This window comes from Methylosinus sp. Ce-a6 (assembly GCF_009811655.1).
In the GTDB taxonomy this organism is placed as follows: Bacteria; Pseudomonadota; Alphaproteobacteria; order Rhizobiales; family Beijerinckiaceae; genus Methylosinus.
Map to the genome: position 1 here is coordinate 167800 of NZ_BGJX01000005.1, position 16036 is coordinate 183835.

Annotated in this window: 15 protein-coding genes; 2 read left to right on the forward strand and 13 right to left on the reverse strand. The window is 66.8% G+C overall.

The features are described 5' to 3' along the window. Window positions 1–5 precede the first annotated feature (5 nt). The 13 genes from Mspo_RS05580 to Mspo_RS05640 form a co-directional block, all read right to left on the reverse strand. On the reverse strand, window positions 6–674 hold the full coding sequence (locus Mspo_RS05580) for a cold-shock protein (RefSeq protein ID WP_159727643.1): 669 nt from the start codon (window positions 672–674) through the stop codon (window positions 6–8). Window positions 675–1185: 511 nt separating this feature from the next. Beyond that, on the reverse strand, window positions 1186–1983 hold the full coding sequence (locus tag Mspo_RS05585; protein ID WP_159727645.1) for an MBL fold metallo-hydrolase: 798 nt from the start codon (window positions 1981–1983) through the stop codon (window positions 1186–1188). Beyond that, entirely contained in the window at window positions 1980–2801 is an 822-nt protein-coding gene (locus tag Mspo_RS05590; RefSeq protein WP_159727647.1) for a TatD family hydrolase, read from the reverse strand. Before Mspo_RS05590 ends, Mspo_RS05585 begins: the two co-directional genes overlap by 4 nt. 10 nt (window positions 2802–2811) lie before the next feature. Then, window positions 2812–3585: a DUF1829 domain-containing protein gene (locus Mspo_RS05595; RefSeq protein ID WP_201281633.1), complete on the reverse strand. Its 774-nt coding sequence runs from the start codon at window positions 3583–3585 to the stop codon at window positions 2812–2814. After that, entirely contained in the window at window positions 3582–4028 is a 447-nt protein-coding gene (locus Mspo_RS05600) for a hypothetical protein (protein ID WP_159727649.1), read from the reverse strand. Before Mspo_RS05600 ends, Mspo_RS05595 begins: the two co-directional genes overlap by 4 nt. Before the next feature lie 32 nt (window positions 4029–4060). After that, window positions 4061–5626 carry a methionine--tRNA ligase gene (gene metG, locus Mspo_RS05605; RefSeq protein WP_256366346.1) on the reverse strand — a complete coding sequence of 522 codons (1566 nt, stop codon included), beginning with the start codon at window positions 5624–5626 and terminating at the stop codon, window positions 4061–4063. A 75-nt stretch (window positions 5627–5701) separates the two neighbouring features. Then, entirely contained in the window at window positions 5702–6217 is a 516-nt protein-coding gene (locus tag Mspo_RS05610) for a DNA-deoxyinosine glycosylase (protein WP_159727651.1), read from the reverse strand. An 8-nt stretch (window positions 6218–6225) separates the two neighbouring features. Further along, a complete protein-coding gene (locus Mspo_RS05615) occupies window positions 6226–7302 on the reverse strand; it encodes a DNA polymerase III subunit delta' (RefSeq protein WP_159727667.1) in 1077 nt (358 codons plus the stop codon). After that, the gene (tmk, locus tag Mspo_RS05620) at window positions 7299–8018 is read right to left on the reverse strand and encodes a dTMP kinase (protein ID WP_159727669.1); all 720 of its coding nucleotides are present in this window, start codon (window positions 8016–8018) and stop codon (window positions 7299–7301) included. The genes Mspo_RS05615 and tmk overlap by 4 nt, the downstream gene beginning before the upstream one ends. Beyond that, window positions 8015–9184, reverse strand: a complete 1170-nt coding sequence (locus Mspo_RS05625; protein WP_159727708.1) for a D-alanyl-D-alanine carboxypeptidase family protein — start codon at window positions 9182–9184, stop codon at window positions 8015–8017. Before Mspo_RS05625 ends, tmk begins: the two co-directional genes overlap by 4 nt. Window positions 9185–9363: 179 nt before the next feature. Then, complete coding sequence (locus Mspo_RS05630) at window positions 9364–10299, reverse strand: septal ring lytic transglycosylase RlpA family protein (RefSeq protein WP_159727671.1); 936 nt, start codon at window positions 10297–10299, stop codon at window positions 9364–9366. A 276-nt stretch (window positions 10300–10575) separates the two neighbouring features. Then, the gene (gene recJ / locus Mspo_RS05635; RefSeq protein WP_159727673.1) at window positions 10576–12396 is read right to left on the reverse strand and encodes a single-stranded-DNA-specific exonuclease RecJ; all 1821 of its coding nucleotides are present in this window, start codon (window positions 12394–12396) and stop codon (window positions 10576–10578) included. 155 nt (window positions 12397–12551) lie between these two features. Beyond that, entirely contained in the window at window positions 12552–13832 is a 1281-nt protein-coding gene (locus tag Mspo_RS05640; protein ID WP_159727675.1) for a hypothetical protein, read from the reverse strand. A 103-nt stretch (window positions 13833–13935) separates the two neighbouring features. Between Mspo_RS05640 and Mspo_RS05645 the strand changes: the two genes are divergently transcribed. Together Mspo_RS05645 and Mspo_RS05650 are read left to right on the forward strand one after the other, a co-directional pair. Then, a complete protein-coding gene (locus Mspo_RS05645; protein WP_159727677.1) occupies window positions 13936–14817 on the forward strand; it encodes an aldose 1-epimerase family protein in 882 nt (293 codons plus the stop codon). A 68-nt stretch (window positions 14818–14885) separates the two neighbouring features. After that, a complete protein-coding gene (locus tag Mspo_RS05650) occupies window positions 14886–15917 on the forward strand; it encodes a cysteine synthase A (RefSeq protein ID WP_159727679.1) in 1032 nt (343 codons plus the stop codon). Window positions 15918–16036 lie beyond the last annotated feature (119 nt).

Here is a 16036-nt window from a genome sequence, read left to right on the forward strand (position 1 = left end):
CGCGCTCAGTCGAGCGAGATCGACAGAGCCTCGCGACCCTTTGCCGTGTCGACGACCTGCATCGTCACCGGCTGGCCTTCGGCGAGATGATTGACGCCGGAGGGGCCGAGGATCGAGATGTGGACGAAGACGTCCTTGCCGCCGTCGTTCGACTGCACGAAGCCGAAGCCCTTGGTCTCGTCGAACCATTTGACCTTGCCGGAGACCGGCACGGCCGTCGACGGATCGGGAGCCTGACGCCGCGGAGGCCGATCGAAGCCGCCGCCGCCGCCACCGCTGCTGCGCGGACGCTCGGCGGTCGCGGTCGAAAGATCGACCTCGAGCACGCGCGAGACCTGCTGGCCCTTGACCGAGCTCGAGACCTGCACCTTCAGCTTCGCGCCGGGAGGCAGGGCGTCATAGCCCGCCGCCTGGACGGCGCCGATATGCAGGAAGGCGTCGCCCGTGCCATTGCCGAGCTCGACGAAGCCGAAGCCTTTCTCGGGCTTGAACCATTTGACCACCGCGTCGATCGCGGGCTCGTTCGAAGGGGGCGCGGAATCGGGGAATCCGCCGCCTCCGCCGAATTGCGACCTCGGCGGCCGGCTGGGCCGCGGGCTGTCATAGCCGTATGGAGGGTCGTCGTCGAACCCACGTTTTCTGGGCCCCCGGAAGTCTCGACCTTTGCTGCTCATGTCTTAGTACTCGTCTCCGCCATCGCCAGAAGACCGCTATAGCCACATACACGGCCTCTCGCCGGGCGCTGAAGCGCCGACGACGCGCGCTCGTTCGCCGGCGTCTCGCGGAGAGCCGGTTCCGGTGCGTTCGTAAGTGTGCCAGTTGAATGCCATATAGTCCCGCGCAATCGCCTTTTTACCAGGAAACGGCCCATTCTGGCTAGATGAATTCGCCAGCCGAGTCGAAAAAACCGGAGGCCGCAGTTCGTCACGCCCGAGTCGCAGGACGTGAATTCGAGATCGAAGTCCCGAAAAGTGGCCAGAGCGCGGCAAATTGCTGGCGCGTCCGCCGCTTCGACGCGCCACAGATCGAGGGCGGAGGCGGGCGGCGCCGATAAGCTCACGGAATCAGGGCGAGTTCGGGATACGTAATTCGCATAATCGATATTATGGAACTTAAAAAAGTCCGTCCGGCGCGGCGCAAATGCGGCGGATCCGTGAGCGTTTCGGGACTGTTTCGGGCGCGGCGTTACGCCAGCTCGATCCGCATTCCGTCATAGGCCGGCGTCACATCCGGCGGCAGCGTCGCGGCGAGCGCCTCATAGTCGAGATCGACGTGGAGGTCGGTCAGGACGGCGCGGCGCGGCTTGAAATGGGCGATCCATTCCAGCGCCTCGCCGACGGAAAGATGCGTGCCATGGCGCTTGTGGCGGAGCGCGTCGATGATCCAGACGTCGAGCCCCTCGAGATGGCGGAAGCTCTCCTTCGGCACGGAATTGAGGTCCGGCGTATAAGCAAGGCCGCCGATGCGGAAGCCGAGAGCGTCCATATCGCCATGGTCGAGACGGAATGGCACGGCCTCGATCGCGCCGGCGGGCCCTTCGACCGAAACTTCGCGGCCGAGATGGATGCGATGCTCGTCGAGCAGCGGCGGGTAATAGCTGCCGGGCGGCGTCTTGAAGATGTAGTCGAAGCGATCGGTCAACATATTCGCCGTCGGCTCGTCCAGATAGGCCGGAATGCGGCGGCCGCTCTCGAGGACGAGACCGCGGACGTCGTCGACGCCATGAGTGTGATCGGCGTGCGGATGGGTGAAGAGAATTCCGTCGAGATGGTCGACCTGCGCGTCGAGCAATTGCTCGCGCAGGTCGGGCGAGGTGTCGATCAGCACATTGGTCCGCTTCTCGCCGTCCGTCCGCGTGGCCAGGATCGAGCAGCGGCGGCGGCGGTTCTTCGGATTGGCCGGATCGCAAGCGCCCCAGCCCTGCCCGACGCGCGGCACGCCGCCCGAGGAGCCGCAGCCCAATATGGTGACCGTCAGGCTCATTCGGCCGCCCGCCGCTCGTCGCTAGAAGCGCCGGCCGTTTCGATCGGCGTCATCTTGGAGAAGAGCGCGAGGGCGTTGGCCGTCGTCCGCGCCGACATTTCCTCGAAGGAGACGCCTTTCACCTCGGCGAGCGTGCGCGCCGTGTCGGCGACATAGGCCGGCTCGTTGCGCTTGCCGCGATGCGGGACCGGGGCGAGGAAGGGCGCGTCAGTCTCGACCAGGAGCCGCTCGAGCGGGACGTCGCGGGCGATCTCCCGCAAATCGCCCGAATTCTTGAACGTCACCACGCCGGAAAAGGAGATGTAGAGGCCGAGCTCGACCGCCGTCTCGGCGAGCGCGCGCGAGCTGGTGAAGCAATGGAGCAGGGCCTTGAAAGCCCCCTTCCCCATCTCCTCGCGCAGGATCGCGGCGCAATCCTCATCGGCGTCGCGCGAATGAATGACGAGCGGCAGGCCGCTCTCGCGCGCCGCGGCGATATGGGTGCGAAAAACCCGATGCGCCAGCTCGCGCGGGGCCTTGTCATAGTGATAGTCGAGCCCCGCCTCGCCTATGCCGACGCATTTGGGATGACGCGCCAGCGCCACCAGCTCGGCGGCGCTCGCCTCGCGCTCCTCATGGGCGTGGTTCGGATGCGTGCCGACAGTGCAGAACACATCCTCGTATCGCTCCGCTATGGCGCGGATCGCGTCGAATTTCTCGACATGGGTCGAGATGGTGACGAAGCGCGCGACGCCCTGCGCGCGAGCGCGCGCGACGACCTCCTCCTGTTCCGGCGCGAAATCGGGGAAGTCGAGATGGCAGTGGGTGTCGATCAGCATGGGCTCTCTATCAGGCGGCTAGTTCCATCCGGTTCTTCTCGCGATCCGACCAGAGGAGTGGTCGGATATCGTATCGTTCGAGTGCGCCGGTAACGGCTCCAGTAACCGGTCGCTCGGCGTCGTTGAGAATGGCGACCGCGAGCGAATCCGTCGGACGCTCCTCTCTGGTATCAAGCCAGGCAAAGATCAGGCTTTGGGCAGTGTCCTTATTAGGGTTGTTTATCGCTTTAAGAATGCGTTCCGGCGCAGTCTTAGAGCGCGGTATCCCGAAATCAAACTGGTGAGTATAGCCGCTTTTTCCGGTAAATTGGACATTTGGAAGAAATCGTATATCAGACAGATCAAGCCAATGCTCTACATCCTCTTTGAATAGGCTTTTAACGATCGGACGTGATGTATAAAACAAGTCATTGACAGCCAAAATCGCCTGGACGAGTGCGTGCTTGCGTGCGGAAAAATTGTCCGAATTGGCGCAGACGCTCAAAACTCCGTCGTTAAGATCGACTGCGAATCCATTGATCGCAATTTTTAGAAGGCTTTTTCGCTTTGGAATATCCAACAAGCAGCCGGAGAGTTCGAGGTCGCGTATCGTATGGCCGTCATCGGTCAGTCGATAAGCGCCATTTTCCTTGCGCACGTAAATTTGAATATAATCATTATGTCGATCTAGATAGGGAGTAGTGATTTCGACCCAGTCGGCGTGCACGTTCCGCAAGGTCGTGCGGTCACGCAGCCACATGCGGTAGCTATCCACGAGCCGCTCGATGTCCGAAACATCCGTCACGAAAACAAACTCCGATCGAATTGAGGCGGCTCCGATACACCGCAATATTTCATGAAATCCTCAAACGTTTCCCACCGCTTCGAGATATCCCGGAATTGCTCCATGGGAACCGCAAAAGCCCATTTGTCGGCGTAGCCTTCCCTATACAGGTGCAAATGCGATCCCCCGACCTCCGTGTCATCCGGATTGCGATGGGGCGGCCCATCGATGTCCAGCCGCGCCAGAATGATAACGACTCGCCCGCGAGTCTGATAAGTGATTTTCGACAGGCTGACATAGCTTCTATTTACATCGAGAAGAAATCGCTCTTTCTCGTTCCACGATTGCAACTCGACAGAAATCTTATTTCCCGGGTCCGGGAACCGTACCGGTGCATTCGACAATGCGCGCTTGGCGATCGCCAACAATGCATCGGCTTCAGCCTGCGAAAGTTCATCTGTCATGCCGCATAGTTCCTGGTTTCAGAAACGGCCGATCACGCCGCCTCTGGTCCCTCCTCCACATAGCGCGGGAAGACGGGGGCCGGCGGCGGCAGCGGCGCGCCGGGGGCGAGCGCCTGCGCCTCGCCCGCATGGGCGAAATCGCGCGCGTCGGCCGGAACGCCGAGCAGCCCAAGCAAGCTGGAGGCCGCGCCCGGAAGGAAGGGCTGCAGCGGGATCGCCAGCCGCCGCAGCGCCTCCGCCGTCACATAGAGGATCGTCTCCATGCGCTTCGGGTCGGTCTTCTTCTTGGCCCAGGGCTCCTCGCCGGCGAAATAGCGATTGGCCTCGGCGACGACGCGGAACAGCTCGGCGAGCGCCAGATGCGGCGCATAGGCGTCCATCGCCTCGCGCGCCTTGCCGAGCGCGGCCGAGGCTTCGGCGAGCAGCGCGCGGTCGGCCTCGGTCAATTCGCCGGGCGAAGGGACGGCGCCGCCGCAATTCTTGGCGATCATCGACAGCGAGCGCTGCGCCAGATTGCCGAGGTCATTGGCGAGATCGGCGTTGATGCGACTGACGATCGCCTCATGCGAATAATTGCCGTCCTGGCCGAAGGGAACTTCGCGCAGGAAGAAATAGCGCAGCTGGTCGACGCCGTAGCGCCCGGCGAGATCGATCGGATCGATGACATTGCCGACGGATTTCGACATTTTCTCGCCGCGGCTGAACAGATGGCCGTGCACGACGATGTGCTTGGGCAGCGGCAGGCCGGCCGACATCAGAAAGGCCGGCCAATAGACCGCGTGGAACCGCGTGATGTCCTTGCCGATGACATGGGCGTCGGCCGGCCAGAAGCGGGCGCGCTCCCCCTCCCCGGTCAGAAACCCCGTCGCGGTGATGTAATTGGTGAGCGCGTCGACCCACACATACATCACATGCTGCGCATTGGTCTGCGGCTTCGGCGGGACCGGAATGCCCCAGTCGAAAGTGGTGCGGCTGATCGAGAGGTCGGTCAGGCCGCGCTTCACGAAGGAGACGATCTCGTTCTTGTATTTCTCGGGCGTGATGAAATCGGAATGCGCCTCGTAATGGGCGAGCAGCTTCTCCTGATAGGACGAGAGCTTGAAGAACCAGCTCTCCTCCTCCACCCATTCGACCGGCGTGCCGGTCGGCGCGAGCTTCTTGCCCTCGACCTCGGCGATCTCGCCCTCGTCGTAATAGGCCTCGTCGCGAACCGAGTACCAGCCCGAATATTTGGCGAGATAAATGTCGCCCGCCGCCTCCATGCGCCGCCAGATCTCCAGCGCCGCCGCCGCATGGCGCGGCTGCGTCGTGCGCACGACATCGTCGGCGGGCGCGTTCAGCGTCTCGCCCATGGTCTGGAACTGGTCAGCGGTGCGGTCGGCGAGCTGCTGCGGGGTCAGCCCCTCGCGCTCGGCGGTGCGCTGCATCTTCTGGCCGTGCTCGTCCATTCCGGTCACGAACAGCACGTCGAAGCCGTCGAGCCGCTTGAAGCGCGCGAAGGCGTCGGTCGCGATGCGTTCATACGCATGACCGATATGCGGGGCGCCATTCGCGTAAGGAATGGCGGTGGTGATCATGAAGGTCGGACGTTCAGCCATAAGACTCGTCTACCGCGCTTTGCGGCCGCGGGAAAGCGGCAAGGGTGCGGCGCAGCATAATTCCGCTCGGCGCCCTCAGAGAAATTCCGTGAGCGCCGCGCGCCAATGTTCGAGCTTGCGCTCGAAGGGCATGGCCGCATGGGCGGGGCTCGTCGAAGGAAGGATCGAGCTTTGCGGCGCGAATGAGCGAAGAGTCGGCGCGACCTTGCGGCGGAACAAATCGCCGGCCTTGGCGCCGTTGAGACATATCAGGGCGATATCGGGGTGCGCGGCGAGAAAGCCGGCGAAGTCATTCGTCTCGACGCTGGCGACGTCGATTCTCTGGTCCAGGCTGCCCGGCCGGCGCCCTTGCGCGCAAACGTCCCACAGCGCGACGCCTCTCTCCATCAGTCGCGCGAGGCGCTCCTCATAGGGAAGCTCCGGCGCCGCGCCGAAGAGCCGCCCCATGATCGGCCAGAAGGCGTTGCGCGGCTGCGCGTAATATTGGACGCGCGCCAGCGAGACCTGTCCCGGCAGCGAGCCGAGGATCAGCACGCGAGCGTCCGCGCGCGCGACGGGCGGGAAGCCTTTCGAAGTGGGAACGAGGTCCAACGAAATCTCTATCGTCTCGTCGCCTCTTCGAGATCGGCGAAGACCTGCAGAATGAGCCCGCGCTTGTCGAAGTTGAAGACTTCCGTGTCTCGCGCCGCTTCGCTGATGCGCTCCCAGGCGCGCGCGTAGGGGACGAGGCTCGCCGCGCCCGCCCCCTCGCCAGCCTGCGTCCGCACCGTGCGATCCAGATAGCGATAGAGCCCGGTCATGAAGGTCTCGTAGGCGGCCTCATTGTCGCGCCCGGTCAGGCGGTCGGCGAGCGAATGCACGGCGAGCCAATCGACCTGCGGCAGGCGCGAGAACATCGCCCTGAGCGCCGCGTCGAAGGCGACGCCGTCGCCGTCCAAGAGCCGCAGCGCCTCGCGCACCGAGCCTTCCGACCCCGCAGCGGCTCCGCGCAGCGTCGCTTCCGGCAGGTCGCGCCAGGGCGCCCCGAGCGCGCGGATCGCGGCGACGACATCCGCCTCCGCGAGCGGCGCCAGCGCGAGCTTGCGGCAGCGCGAGCGGATCGTCGGCAGCACGCGGCCCGGCTGATGGGCGACGAGCAGGAACAGCGAGCGCGCCGGCGGCTCCTCGATCAGCTTCAGCAAAGCGTTGGCGCTGGAGCGGTTGAGATCGTCGACGCAATCCACAATGGCGACGCGCCAGCCGCCCTCGCCCGAGCTCTGGTGGAAGAGGTGGATGAGCTTTCGCACATCCTCGATGCGGATTTCGGTGAAATGCTTCTTCGTCTTCTCGTTCCACTCTCGGCGCAGCAGAAAGAGATCGGGCAGCGCCAGCGCGGCGACGCGCCGGCTGACCATGGCCTCCTCCGAAACGAGGAAGGACCCCGCGCTCGCCGCCTCCGGCGCGGAAGGATCGGGATGGGCGAGCAGGAAGCGCGCGAGCCGCCAGGCGAGCGTCGCCTTGCCGATCCCCTCCGGCCCGCCGATGAGAATGGCCTGGGGCATCTTGCCGCGCCGAAACGCGTCGAGGAGCTCGCTCTCGGCCGCCGCATGTCCGAACAGCGCATGGGTCTCGCGCGGATGCGGGACATCGGCGAAACGGTCGCTCTCGGGCGGCGCGTCGACGCTGTCGCGCTTCACGCGAACACGCTCTTTACGGGAATGACGATTTCGGGCCGAAAGAAGCGCGCTTCGACGATGTGCCAGATCGCTTCGGCCACTTCCTGCTCCGGCGCGAGCGCGTCGACGACGCAGCAGCGGCCGGGCTCGCTCGCGGCGATGTCGAGATAGGCCTGGCGCAGGCCGCGATGGAATTCGAGCCCTTCTCGCTCGAAACGATCGGCGGCCTCGTCCGGCGCGCGGCGGCGCTCGGCGCGCGTGAGGCCGATCTCGGGCGGCAGATCGAGGATGATGGTCAAGTCGGGCGCGGCGCCCATCAGCGCGACGCGCTCCAGCAGAGCGATCAGCCGCGGATCGACGCCGCCGCGCGCGCCCTGATAGGCGCGCGTCGAATCGGCGAAACGGTCGCAGATGACCCAGGCGCCGCGGGCGAGCGCCGGCTTGATCAGCCGGTCGAGATGGTCGATGCGCGCCGCCGAGAACAGGATCGCCTCGCCGAGCGGGCCGAGAGAGGCCGCCTTGCCGCCGAGCAGCGCCTCGCGCAGCGCCTCGGCGTGCGGCGAGCCGCCGGGCTCGCGCGTCGCGATCGCCTCCACGCCCTTCAAGGCGAGGCGTTCTTGCAGGCGGCGCATCTGCGTCGACTTGCCGGCGCCTTCGCCGCCCTCGAGCGTGACGAATTTGCCGGCGCGGCCCTTGTCCTGCCCACGCGCCGGGCCGAGCGGCGGCTCGGCGCTCATTGCTTCTTCGACAGCTTGTTGTGAATGGCGCCGGCCGCATACTCATAGGCCGCGTCGAAGGCGCGGCTCGGGAGCGAACCCTTCTCGATCGTCTCGGCGGCTTCGAGCGGCTGCTCGAGCACGACGGTCGAGCCGCGGCGGACCTCGAGCCTGGCGACCTTCGTCCCAGCCTCTACGGGAGCGATCAGCGGTCCCTCATAGACGATTTTACCGGTGAGCTTCTCGGAGCCGCCGCCGCGTTGCAGCAGCACTTTCACATCCGTCGGCGAGGTCAGCGGCACGGAGCCGGAGGCGCCGCCATAGACCTGCGCCGAGCCGATCGGCTCGCCCGCCTTGAACAGGGGCTTCTCCTCGAAATTGCGGAAGCCCCATTGCAGGAGCTTACGGGCCTCTTCGGCGCGGTCCTTGGCGGTGCGCAGCCCATAGACTGCGACGATGAGGCGGCGGTCGTCCTGCACCGCGGAGCCCACCATGCCATAGCCGGAATCGTCGATATTGCCGGTCTTCAGCCCGTCCGCGCCGATGCTCATGGTGAGCAGCGGATTGCGGTTCTGCTGGCGGATCTTGTTCCAGGTGAACTCTTTCTCGCCGAAATAGCGGTAGAGGTCCGGATAGGTCTTGATGACATGCGCCGAGAGCTGGACCATCTCGCGCGGGGTCACCTTCTGGTCGGGCGCCGCCTGCCCCCAGGGATTGCCGAAGACCGATTTGGTCAGGCCGAGCTCGGAGGCGCGCTTGTTCATGCGGCCGACGAAAGCCTCCTCGGAGCCGGCGACGCCTTCGGCGAGCGTGATCGCCGCGTCATTGCCGGAGTCGACCACGAGGCCCCGGATCAGATCCTCGACCCGCACCTTGCTGTTCACCAAGAGGAACATGGCCGAGCCGCCCGCCGGCGCGCCGCCGCTGCGCCAGGCGTGCTCCGAGACGGTGAATTCGTCGTCGAGCTTCAGCCGCCCTTCGGCGATCTCGTGGAACACGACCTCGGCGGTCATGATCTTCACCGTGGAGGCGGGCGTCACATATTCGTCGGCGCCCTTTTCGAGCAGCACCGTATGCGTTCCCGCATCCACGAGAATGGCGCGCGGCGCGGCGGTCTGGAAGCCCTCGGCGAAGCCCGCCGCCGGCGCGACGAGAGCGGCCGCCGAAACAATGCCGAGCAGGGCCATGCCGAAACGTATGAGAGATTTGGGAAGGGAGACAGGCACGCGTCTTTCGCCTTCTCGTTCGAAACGCCGTCGCAGCGCGCCGACGGCTCCACGCAATGAGTTTCGCTGAAATGTGGCGCGTCGGGCGGCAGAAAGCAACGGTCCTGCGCCGAGCCCGGTCGATCGGGGCGCGGTCGAGGTTAATTGAGCGCTTGTCTCAGCCGAACGCCGCGCGACGCCGTCCCGAGATCGAAAGGCCGCGAGGGCGGCAGCGGCGCGCTCTTGGCCATGGCCAACGCCTTGGCCGATACGGGCGTTGGAATGCTGGACACGGGCTCTTTCGCAACCGCGCGCGCTTCGGCGCGGGAGGCGACCTCTTCTTCCCGTTCCCGCGCTTCGGCCCGCGTGGCGGCCGCGCGTTCGGCGCGTTCGCTCTGCTGCGCCTCCTCCTCCGCGCTCTCGCGCCGGGCCATGCGGCTCGGCTGCTCGCGAAGATTGGCGGCGACCATGATCGGCGCGCCGCCCGGAAGCGTCGCGGGCCTGCCGTCCTCGCGCAGCGTCGCCAGCAGCTTGGCGTCGTCGGACCCCTCGAGGGCCGCGCGGCCGACATAGTCCACCTTCACCTTGGCCGTGCCGATCCGGTGGAAATCGAGCGCCTCGGCGACGCGCTGCGAGACGTCCATCACGCGTCCGCCGTGATAGGGGCCGCGGTCGTTGACGCGCACGATCATCGAGTGGTGGTTGCGCAGATTGGTGATCCGCGCATAGCTCGGCAGCGGCATCGTCGGATGGGCGGCGCTGATCGAGGCGCTGTCGAACACCTCGCCATTGGCCGTCTTGCGTCCGTGGAAGTCCGCCCCGTACCAGGAGGCGAGTCCGACGGCCGAATAGGCCTTCTCGCTCGGATAATAGGTCGTTCCGGCGATCTGATAGGGCTTGCCCACCATGTAATAGCCGCCGCCGCGCGGAACCTCCTCGCCTTCGGCGACGACGCGCGGACTCGGCGCGACGCCATAGCGCGGATCGATCTGCGCGCGCGCTGTGCGATGGCCGGAGGGCGGAGCGGAAGAGCAGCCCGCCAGCGCGCAGAGGCCGAGAAGAACGAAAGAGTTGCGAAGATCCGGCAGTGATCGCATGTCAGGCGCGCATTCGCTCGAAATGGGGGACGGCTCGCTTCGCTCACGCCGGCCGCAAAACCACGCCTGCGGCGGGCTTCGAAAACCGCGCGATGTCGGCGCGACCGCACGCCGCAATGTCTCGCGCCCGCATTACTCGAGAGTTAACGCTCCTCGCGCCCCCTCTCTCGCATCCTCGAGCTTTGCCATGAGAGCGAGCGATTGCGACCAAATTGCGACGCGAACGCCCCGCTCCACCGCGTCTTTGCCCCGGAATCGGCCGGCGCAGCACGGCGTTCACCATGTTTCGCGTTCGGCCCGGGCGAGATCGACGATGCGCGTCTCGACCCGCTCGGCGCCGCGAAACACATTCGTTCCCACTCGCGCCGCGACATGCAGCAGCCGCCCGCGGCCAGCGAGCAGCGCGTCGCCGATCGCGGTTCCCGCCGCGCGAAAGGCGATGGCGTCGAGCCGCGCGCCGTCGCCCGACTGGAGCCGCGCCCGCACATGGGATGCGCCCACGACAGCGGCGTCGAGGATGCGATGATCCGGGAAGACGAAGAGCGGCTCGGGATTTCCCGCGCCGAAGGGCCCGGCCCGCTCGAGCGCGCGCGCGAATTCGACGCTCGCGCCGCGCGCCGTCAGGGCGCCGTCGACGAGCAGCGCGTCGGCGTCGCGGGCGCGTTCGACATCTTCCTGAAGCGCGTCGTTCATGAAGGCGCGGAACGCCTCCAGCCGCCCCCTCGCCAGCGTGACGCCGGCCGCCATCGCATGTCCGCCGCCCTTCTCGAGGAGGCCCTCCTCGACGGCGAGCCGCACCGTGCGGCCGAGATCGACGCCGCTCGAGGCTCTGCCCGAGCCTGAGCAAACTTCACCTGCTTTTGCAATGACAAAGGCGGGAATCTTGAACTTGTCCTTCAAGCGCGAGGCGATGATTCCGACGATGCCCGGATGCCATCCCTCGCCGGCGACGACGAGACAGGAGAGGCGGTTGGAGCGCATCAGCTGCCTGTCCGCCTCGGCCTCGGCCTCCTCGAGCGTCGCCTTCTCCAGCGCCTGGCGCTCGCCATTCAGCCGATCGAGCTCGGCGGCGATGCGCGCCGCCTCGCCGTGGTCGCGCAGCGTCAGCAGGCGCGCGCCGAGCGCCGCGTCGCCGATGCGTCCGCCGGCGTTTATGCGCGGCCCGAGCGCGAAGCCGAGGTGATAGGCGCGCGGCGGTCCGTCTACCCGCGCCGCGTCGAGCAGCGCCGCAAGGCCGATGCGCGTCCTGCCCCGCATGACGGCGAGGCCTTTCACCACGAAAGCGCGGTTGAGGCCATGCAGCCGCGCGACATCGGCGATCGTCGCCAGCGCGACGAGGTCGAGGCCGGCGAGGAGATCGGGCTCGGCCCGCGCGCTCGCCCAATAGCCGCGCCGGCGCAGCTCGCGGGCCAGCGCCGCGAGGGTGAGGAAGGCCACCCCCGCTGCGCAGAGATGGCCGAGGCCCGAGAGGTCGTCCGCCCGATTGGGATTGACGACGATGGCGTCTGGAAGAACCTCCGGCGCCTGATGGTGATCGACGACGATCACGTCGAGGCCCGACGCGCGGGCGGCGGCGAGGGCGGCATGGCTCGTCGTCCCGCAATCGAGCGTCACCAGAAGGCCGGCGCCCCGCGCCCGCAGCTCCGCGATCGCCTCGGCGTTCGGCCCATAGCCCTCGAGGATGCGGTCAGGAATATGGAGAAAGGGTCGCGGGCAGTCCGCTGCCTCGAGAAATTCGACGAAGAGCGCGGAGGAGCAGGCTCCGTCGACGTCGTAATCGCCGAAGAGGGCGATCTGCTCGCCGGTCTCGACCGCCCGCGCCAACCGCACGACCGCGGCCTCCATGTCCTGGAGGACGAGCGGGTCGGGCATGAGCGTCCGCAATGTCGGATCGAGATAGGCGGCGGCTGTCTCCGCCGTCACGCCCCGCCCCGCAAGCGCGCGCGCCAGCAGATCGCCGCCGCCATGGAGCTGGGCGATGGCCTCGGCCTGCGCCTCCTCATGCAGCCGCAGCCGCGCGCGCCAGGGCCGGCCGGAGATCGAGCGCTCGACGCCGAGGAACGGCGGGCGGTCGGTCGCGGCGATCTTGTCTAGCATCGGGCCCGGCGGGAAAAGAGAATCGTCGCGACAGCATCGGGGTCCGGCCGCGGCCGGTCAATGCGGCGCAGGCGTCCATCCCCTGTTCTCGCGGCCCCTGTTCTCGCCGCCCCTGTCTTCGTCATCCCTGTCTTCGTCGCGCGGGGGAAGCGCGCTCAGTCGGATGATGGCGCGGTCGGCGGCAGGATCGGATCGCGGCGTTGCGCCGTAGGAAAGCCACGGAACGTCCGCGCGAGGCTCGCGAGAATGGCCCAGAGCAGCGGCGCCGCCGCGAGACCGAAGAGCACGATCCAACCGCGATTGAGATCGAACCAGCTCGGGCGGACGGGCGGCGCAAATATGCGCCGCCGCGCCTCGGCGGCGGCGATCGGTTCAACCGGCTGGGGCGTCGCCGGACCAGAAGTGGTCGGCGCCGGCGGCGCGGCAAGAGGCGTGATCTGCGCGGCGGGAGGCGGCGTCCACGGCGTGGGAGCGCGCGCCGGCGGCGTATAGGCGACCAGCGTCTCGCCGCCCCGCTCCTCGGATGCGAGCCGTGTCGAGGCGAGCTCCGCCCGGGTGAGCCAGCGTATGCTCTCGGGCGGGGCGGTCATCATCAGATCGACGACTTCCCTGGTCGCGCCCATCTCGACCAGATAGCTGCGCACGCTTCGGTAGGTCTCCGGCGAGGCCTTGGCCCGCTCGAGGCGGAGCGGCGCGCTCGTCTCGCGGACCATCACCTTCTCCTGAGAGACGATGCGGTTCCCCTCGCGCAGCGTGCGGATCTGGTAATAGCGCATCTTCTGCATGATCGTCTGCTCGGGCCTCACGATCTCGTGGACGCCGACAAAGGCTGTCGGGCCCACATAGCGACGCGCGCCCGCGGCGAGGACCAGCGTGCAGGCGGAGGCGCAGGCCGCTCGCCAGCCGCGGGCGATCCCGCGCGCTTTCGGCGGCTCGGCTTTCCCCTTCCCCTTTCGCTTCCCCTGGCCTTTCTCCTTCTCTCGCTCTCGCTCTCGCTCTTGCGCGTTCTTTTTTTCTTGCGCGTTTTCTTGCGCGGCGGGTTCGGAAGCTGCGGCCGAAGGCTGCGCCGCAAGCGGAAATTCCGTGCGGGCGACCGCGACGTCGAAGCCCCGCGAGCGGATGAGGCGACCGATCGCCATCGCCGTGAAAACCTCGCCGCCGCCGGAATGGATGAGGATCGGCGGCTTGCGCGGACGCACCGCGTCCATCGCGGCGCGGAACAGGGCGAGCGACTCGGTCCCGATCTGCCCCTCGGCGTAGATCCATTCCTCGCAATTCGGCTCGCAGCCCGGATAGGCGCCGCGCACGAGCATGACCCGCATCGGCGGGCCGGCGATCGAGGGACGCGAAGAGGGCTCGGGGACGGGAGGCGAGGCCTCGGCCGGCGCGGCGAGCCAAAGAAGCGAGGCGAGGAGAAAAAGCCGGCTGAAATTCATGCGTCTAACGATGTTTCGACAAGCAATGCGCCGACTATAGACGTTCGCGGGCGGCGGGCAAGATCACCTCCCCGGCCGCGGTCGCGCTCGCTACGATCGGCGCATGACTGACGCGATTCGTCTCGAGGCCGGCCCGTCGGACGCGGCCGAAATATCCGTTCTCGGCGCCGAGCTCGCCTCTTGGCGCTGCGACGGCGTGGAGCTCGTTTGGGAGCCGCAGCGGGAGGTCTGGCCGCAGACCGCGCCTCTGCTCTTTCCCGTGGTCGGCTGGACGCGCGACGGAATTCGGGTCGACGGCGCGCGCTATCCGCTCGGCCTGCACGGTTTCGCCCGGCGCAAACGCTTCTCCGCCGTCGAACGCTCGCAGGATCGCGTCGTCCTCGCCCTCGAGGAGGACGAGGAGAGCAGAGCGCTCTATCCCTTCGCCTTTCGCCTCGAGGCGCATTTTTGCCTGCGGCCGGGCGAGCTGCGCGTTTGCCTCACCGCCGTCAATCGCGATCGGCGGCCCCTGCCCTACGCCGTCGGGCTGCATCCGGGATTTCGCTGGCCGCTCGGCGGCTCGGCGTCTCCTCATGCGATCGATTTCGAGGCGGCCGAGCGCGGCGAGGTCCCGGTCATCGCGCCCGGCGGGCTGCTTTCCTCGCAGCGGCGCGCCATCCCTCTGGAAGGCCGACGCCTTCCGCTCTCCGCCGCGCTTCTCGAGAAGGAGGCGCTCTGCTTCCTCGACGCCGCGAGCCGCCGTCTCCTTTACGACAATGGCGACGGGCTCGCGCTTTCCGTCGAGCTCGAGGATTTTCCCCATATCGCGCTGTGGTCGCTGCCCCCCGCGCCGTTCCTCTGCATAGAGGCCTGGACCGGGCATGGGGATCCCGAGGATTTCTCCGGCGATCTTTATGAGAAGCCTTCGATGCGGAGTCTCGCTCCCGGCGAGAGCGCCGCCCATGTCGCCACTTTCCGCTTGGAGCGGCGGCGGGCGGGCGAATAGGAATATTCCTTGCTTCTCCACTTTCTATCGGCTAGCGCGGATTCTCGCGCGCAAAGGACGGGACCGACATGAAATTCGCCGCCAATGTCATCGAAGCGATCGGCAACACACCGCTCATCGAATTGAAGGCGGCCTCGCAGGCGACCGGCTGTCGAATCCTCGGCAAGGCGGAATTCCTGAATCCGGGCGGCTCGGTGAAGGACCGCGCGGCGCTCTCCATCGTGCAGGACGCCATCGCCAGCGGCGCGCTGAAGCCCGGCGGAACCATCGTCGAGGGCACGGCCGGCAATACCGGCATCGGCCTCGCGCTGGTCGCCAATGCGCTCGGCTTTCGCACCGTCATCGTGATCCCGGAGACGCAGAGCCAGGAGAAGAAGGACACGCTGCGCCTGCAGGGCGCGGAGCTCGTCGAAGTGCCGGCGGTCCCCTACGCCAACCCCAATAATTATGTGAAGCTCTCCGGCCGCCTCGCCGAGCGCCTCGCCAAAGAGACTCCCGAAGGGGCGATCTGGGCCAATCAATTCGACAATGTGGCCAATCGCGACGCCCATATTCGCGGCACCGGGCCGGAGATTTTCGCCGATACGGAGGGCGAGATCGACGGTTTTGTCTGCGCGGTCGGGACGGGCGGCACGCTGGCGGGCATCGGCATGGCGCTCAAGGAGCGCGAGCCTTCCGTGAAAATCGCCATCGCCGATCCGCTCGGCGCGGCGCTCTATTCCTATTACACGACCGGGGAATTGAAGGCCTCCGGCTCCTCTATCACGGAAGGCATCGGACAGGGGCGCATCACCGCCAATCTCGAGGGCGCGCCGATCGACCTCGCTTTTCAGATTCCCGACGATGAGGCTTTGCCGATTCTCTTCGATCTCGCCGAGAATGAGGGGCTGCTGCTCGGCGGCTCCTCGGGCGTCAATGTCGCCGGCGCGATCCGCCTCGCCAGGGAGCTCGGGCCCGGCCATACGATCGTGACGATCCTCGCCGACCTCGGCACGCGCTATGCGTCGAAGCTCTATAATCTCGACTTCCTGCGCAAGCAGAATCTGCCGACGCCGCGCTGGCTCGAGCGGACGGGCAAGATCGATCCGGGATTTGTGTGAGGCGGCTTCCGGCTGATCGCTTCGGCCCGGCAAACACAGCCCCCTCATCCTGATGGGTGGACGGCCCCCGACGGCATCATTGTGCCAAGCTGGCCGGTGATGATTCGAACCAGGCTGGG

Coding starts and splice junctions, on each gene's coding strand:
- Mspo_RS05580 (WP_159727643.1), bottom strand. CDS start 674: ATGAGCAGCAAAGGTCGAGACTTCCGGGGGCCCAGAAAACGTGGGTTC.
- Mspo_RS05585 (WP_159727645.1), bottom strand. CDS start 1,983: ATGAGCCTGACGGTCACCATATTGGGCTGCGGCTCCTCGGGCGGCGTG.
- Mspo_RS05590 (WP_159727647.1), bottom strand. CDS start 2,801: ATGCTGATCGACACCCACTGCCATCTCGACTTCCCCGATTTCGCGCCG.
- Mspo_RS05600 (WP_159727649.1), bottom strand. CDS start 4,028: ATGACAGATGAACTTTCGCAGGCTGAAGCCGATGCATTGTTGGCGATC.
- metG (WP_256366346.1), bottom strand. CDS start 5,626: ATGGCTGAACGTCCGACCTTCATGATCACCACCGCCATTCCTTACGCG.
- tmk (WP_159727669.1), bottom strand. CDS start 8,018: ATGAGCGCCGAGCCGCCGCTCGGCCCGGCGCGTGGGCAGGACAAGGGC.
- Mspo_RS05625 (WP_159727708.1), bottom strand. CDS start 9,184: ATGGCCCTGCTCGGCATTGTTTCGGCGGCCGCTCTCGTCGCGCCGGCG.
- Mspo_RS05630 (WP_159727671.1), bottom strand. CDS start 10,299: ATGCGATCACTGCCGGATCTTCGCAACTCTTTCGTTCTTCTCGGCCTC.
- recJ (WP_159727673.1), bottom strand. CDS start 12,396: ATGCTAGACAAGATCGCCGCGACCGACCGCCCGCCGTTCCTCGGCGTC.
- Mspo_RS05640 (WP_159727675.1), bottom strand. CDS start 13,832: ATGAATTTCAGCCGGCTTTTTCTCCTCGCCTCGCTTCTTTGGCTCGCC.
- Mspo_RS05645 (WP_159727677.1), top strand. CDS start 13,936: ATGACTGACGCGATTCGTCTCGAGGCCGGCCCGTCGGACGCGGCCGAA.
- Mspo_RS05650 (WP_159727679.1), top strand. CDS start 14,886: ATGAAATTCGCCGCCAATGTCATCGAAGCGATCGGCAACACACCGCTC.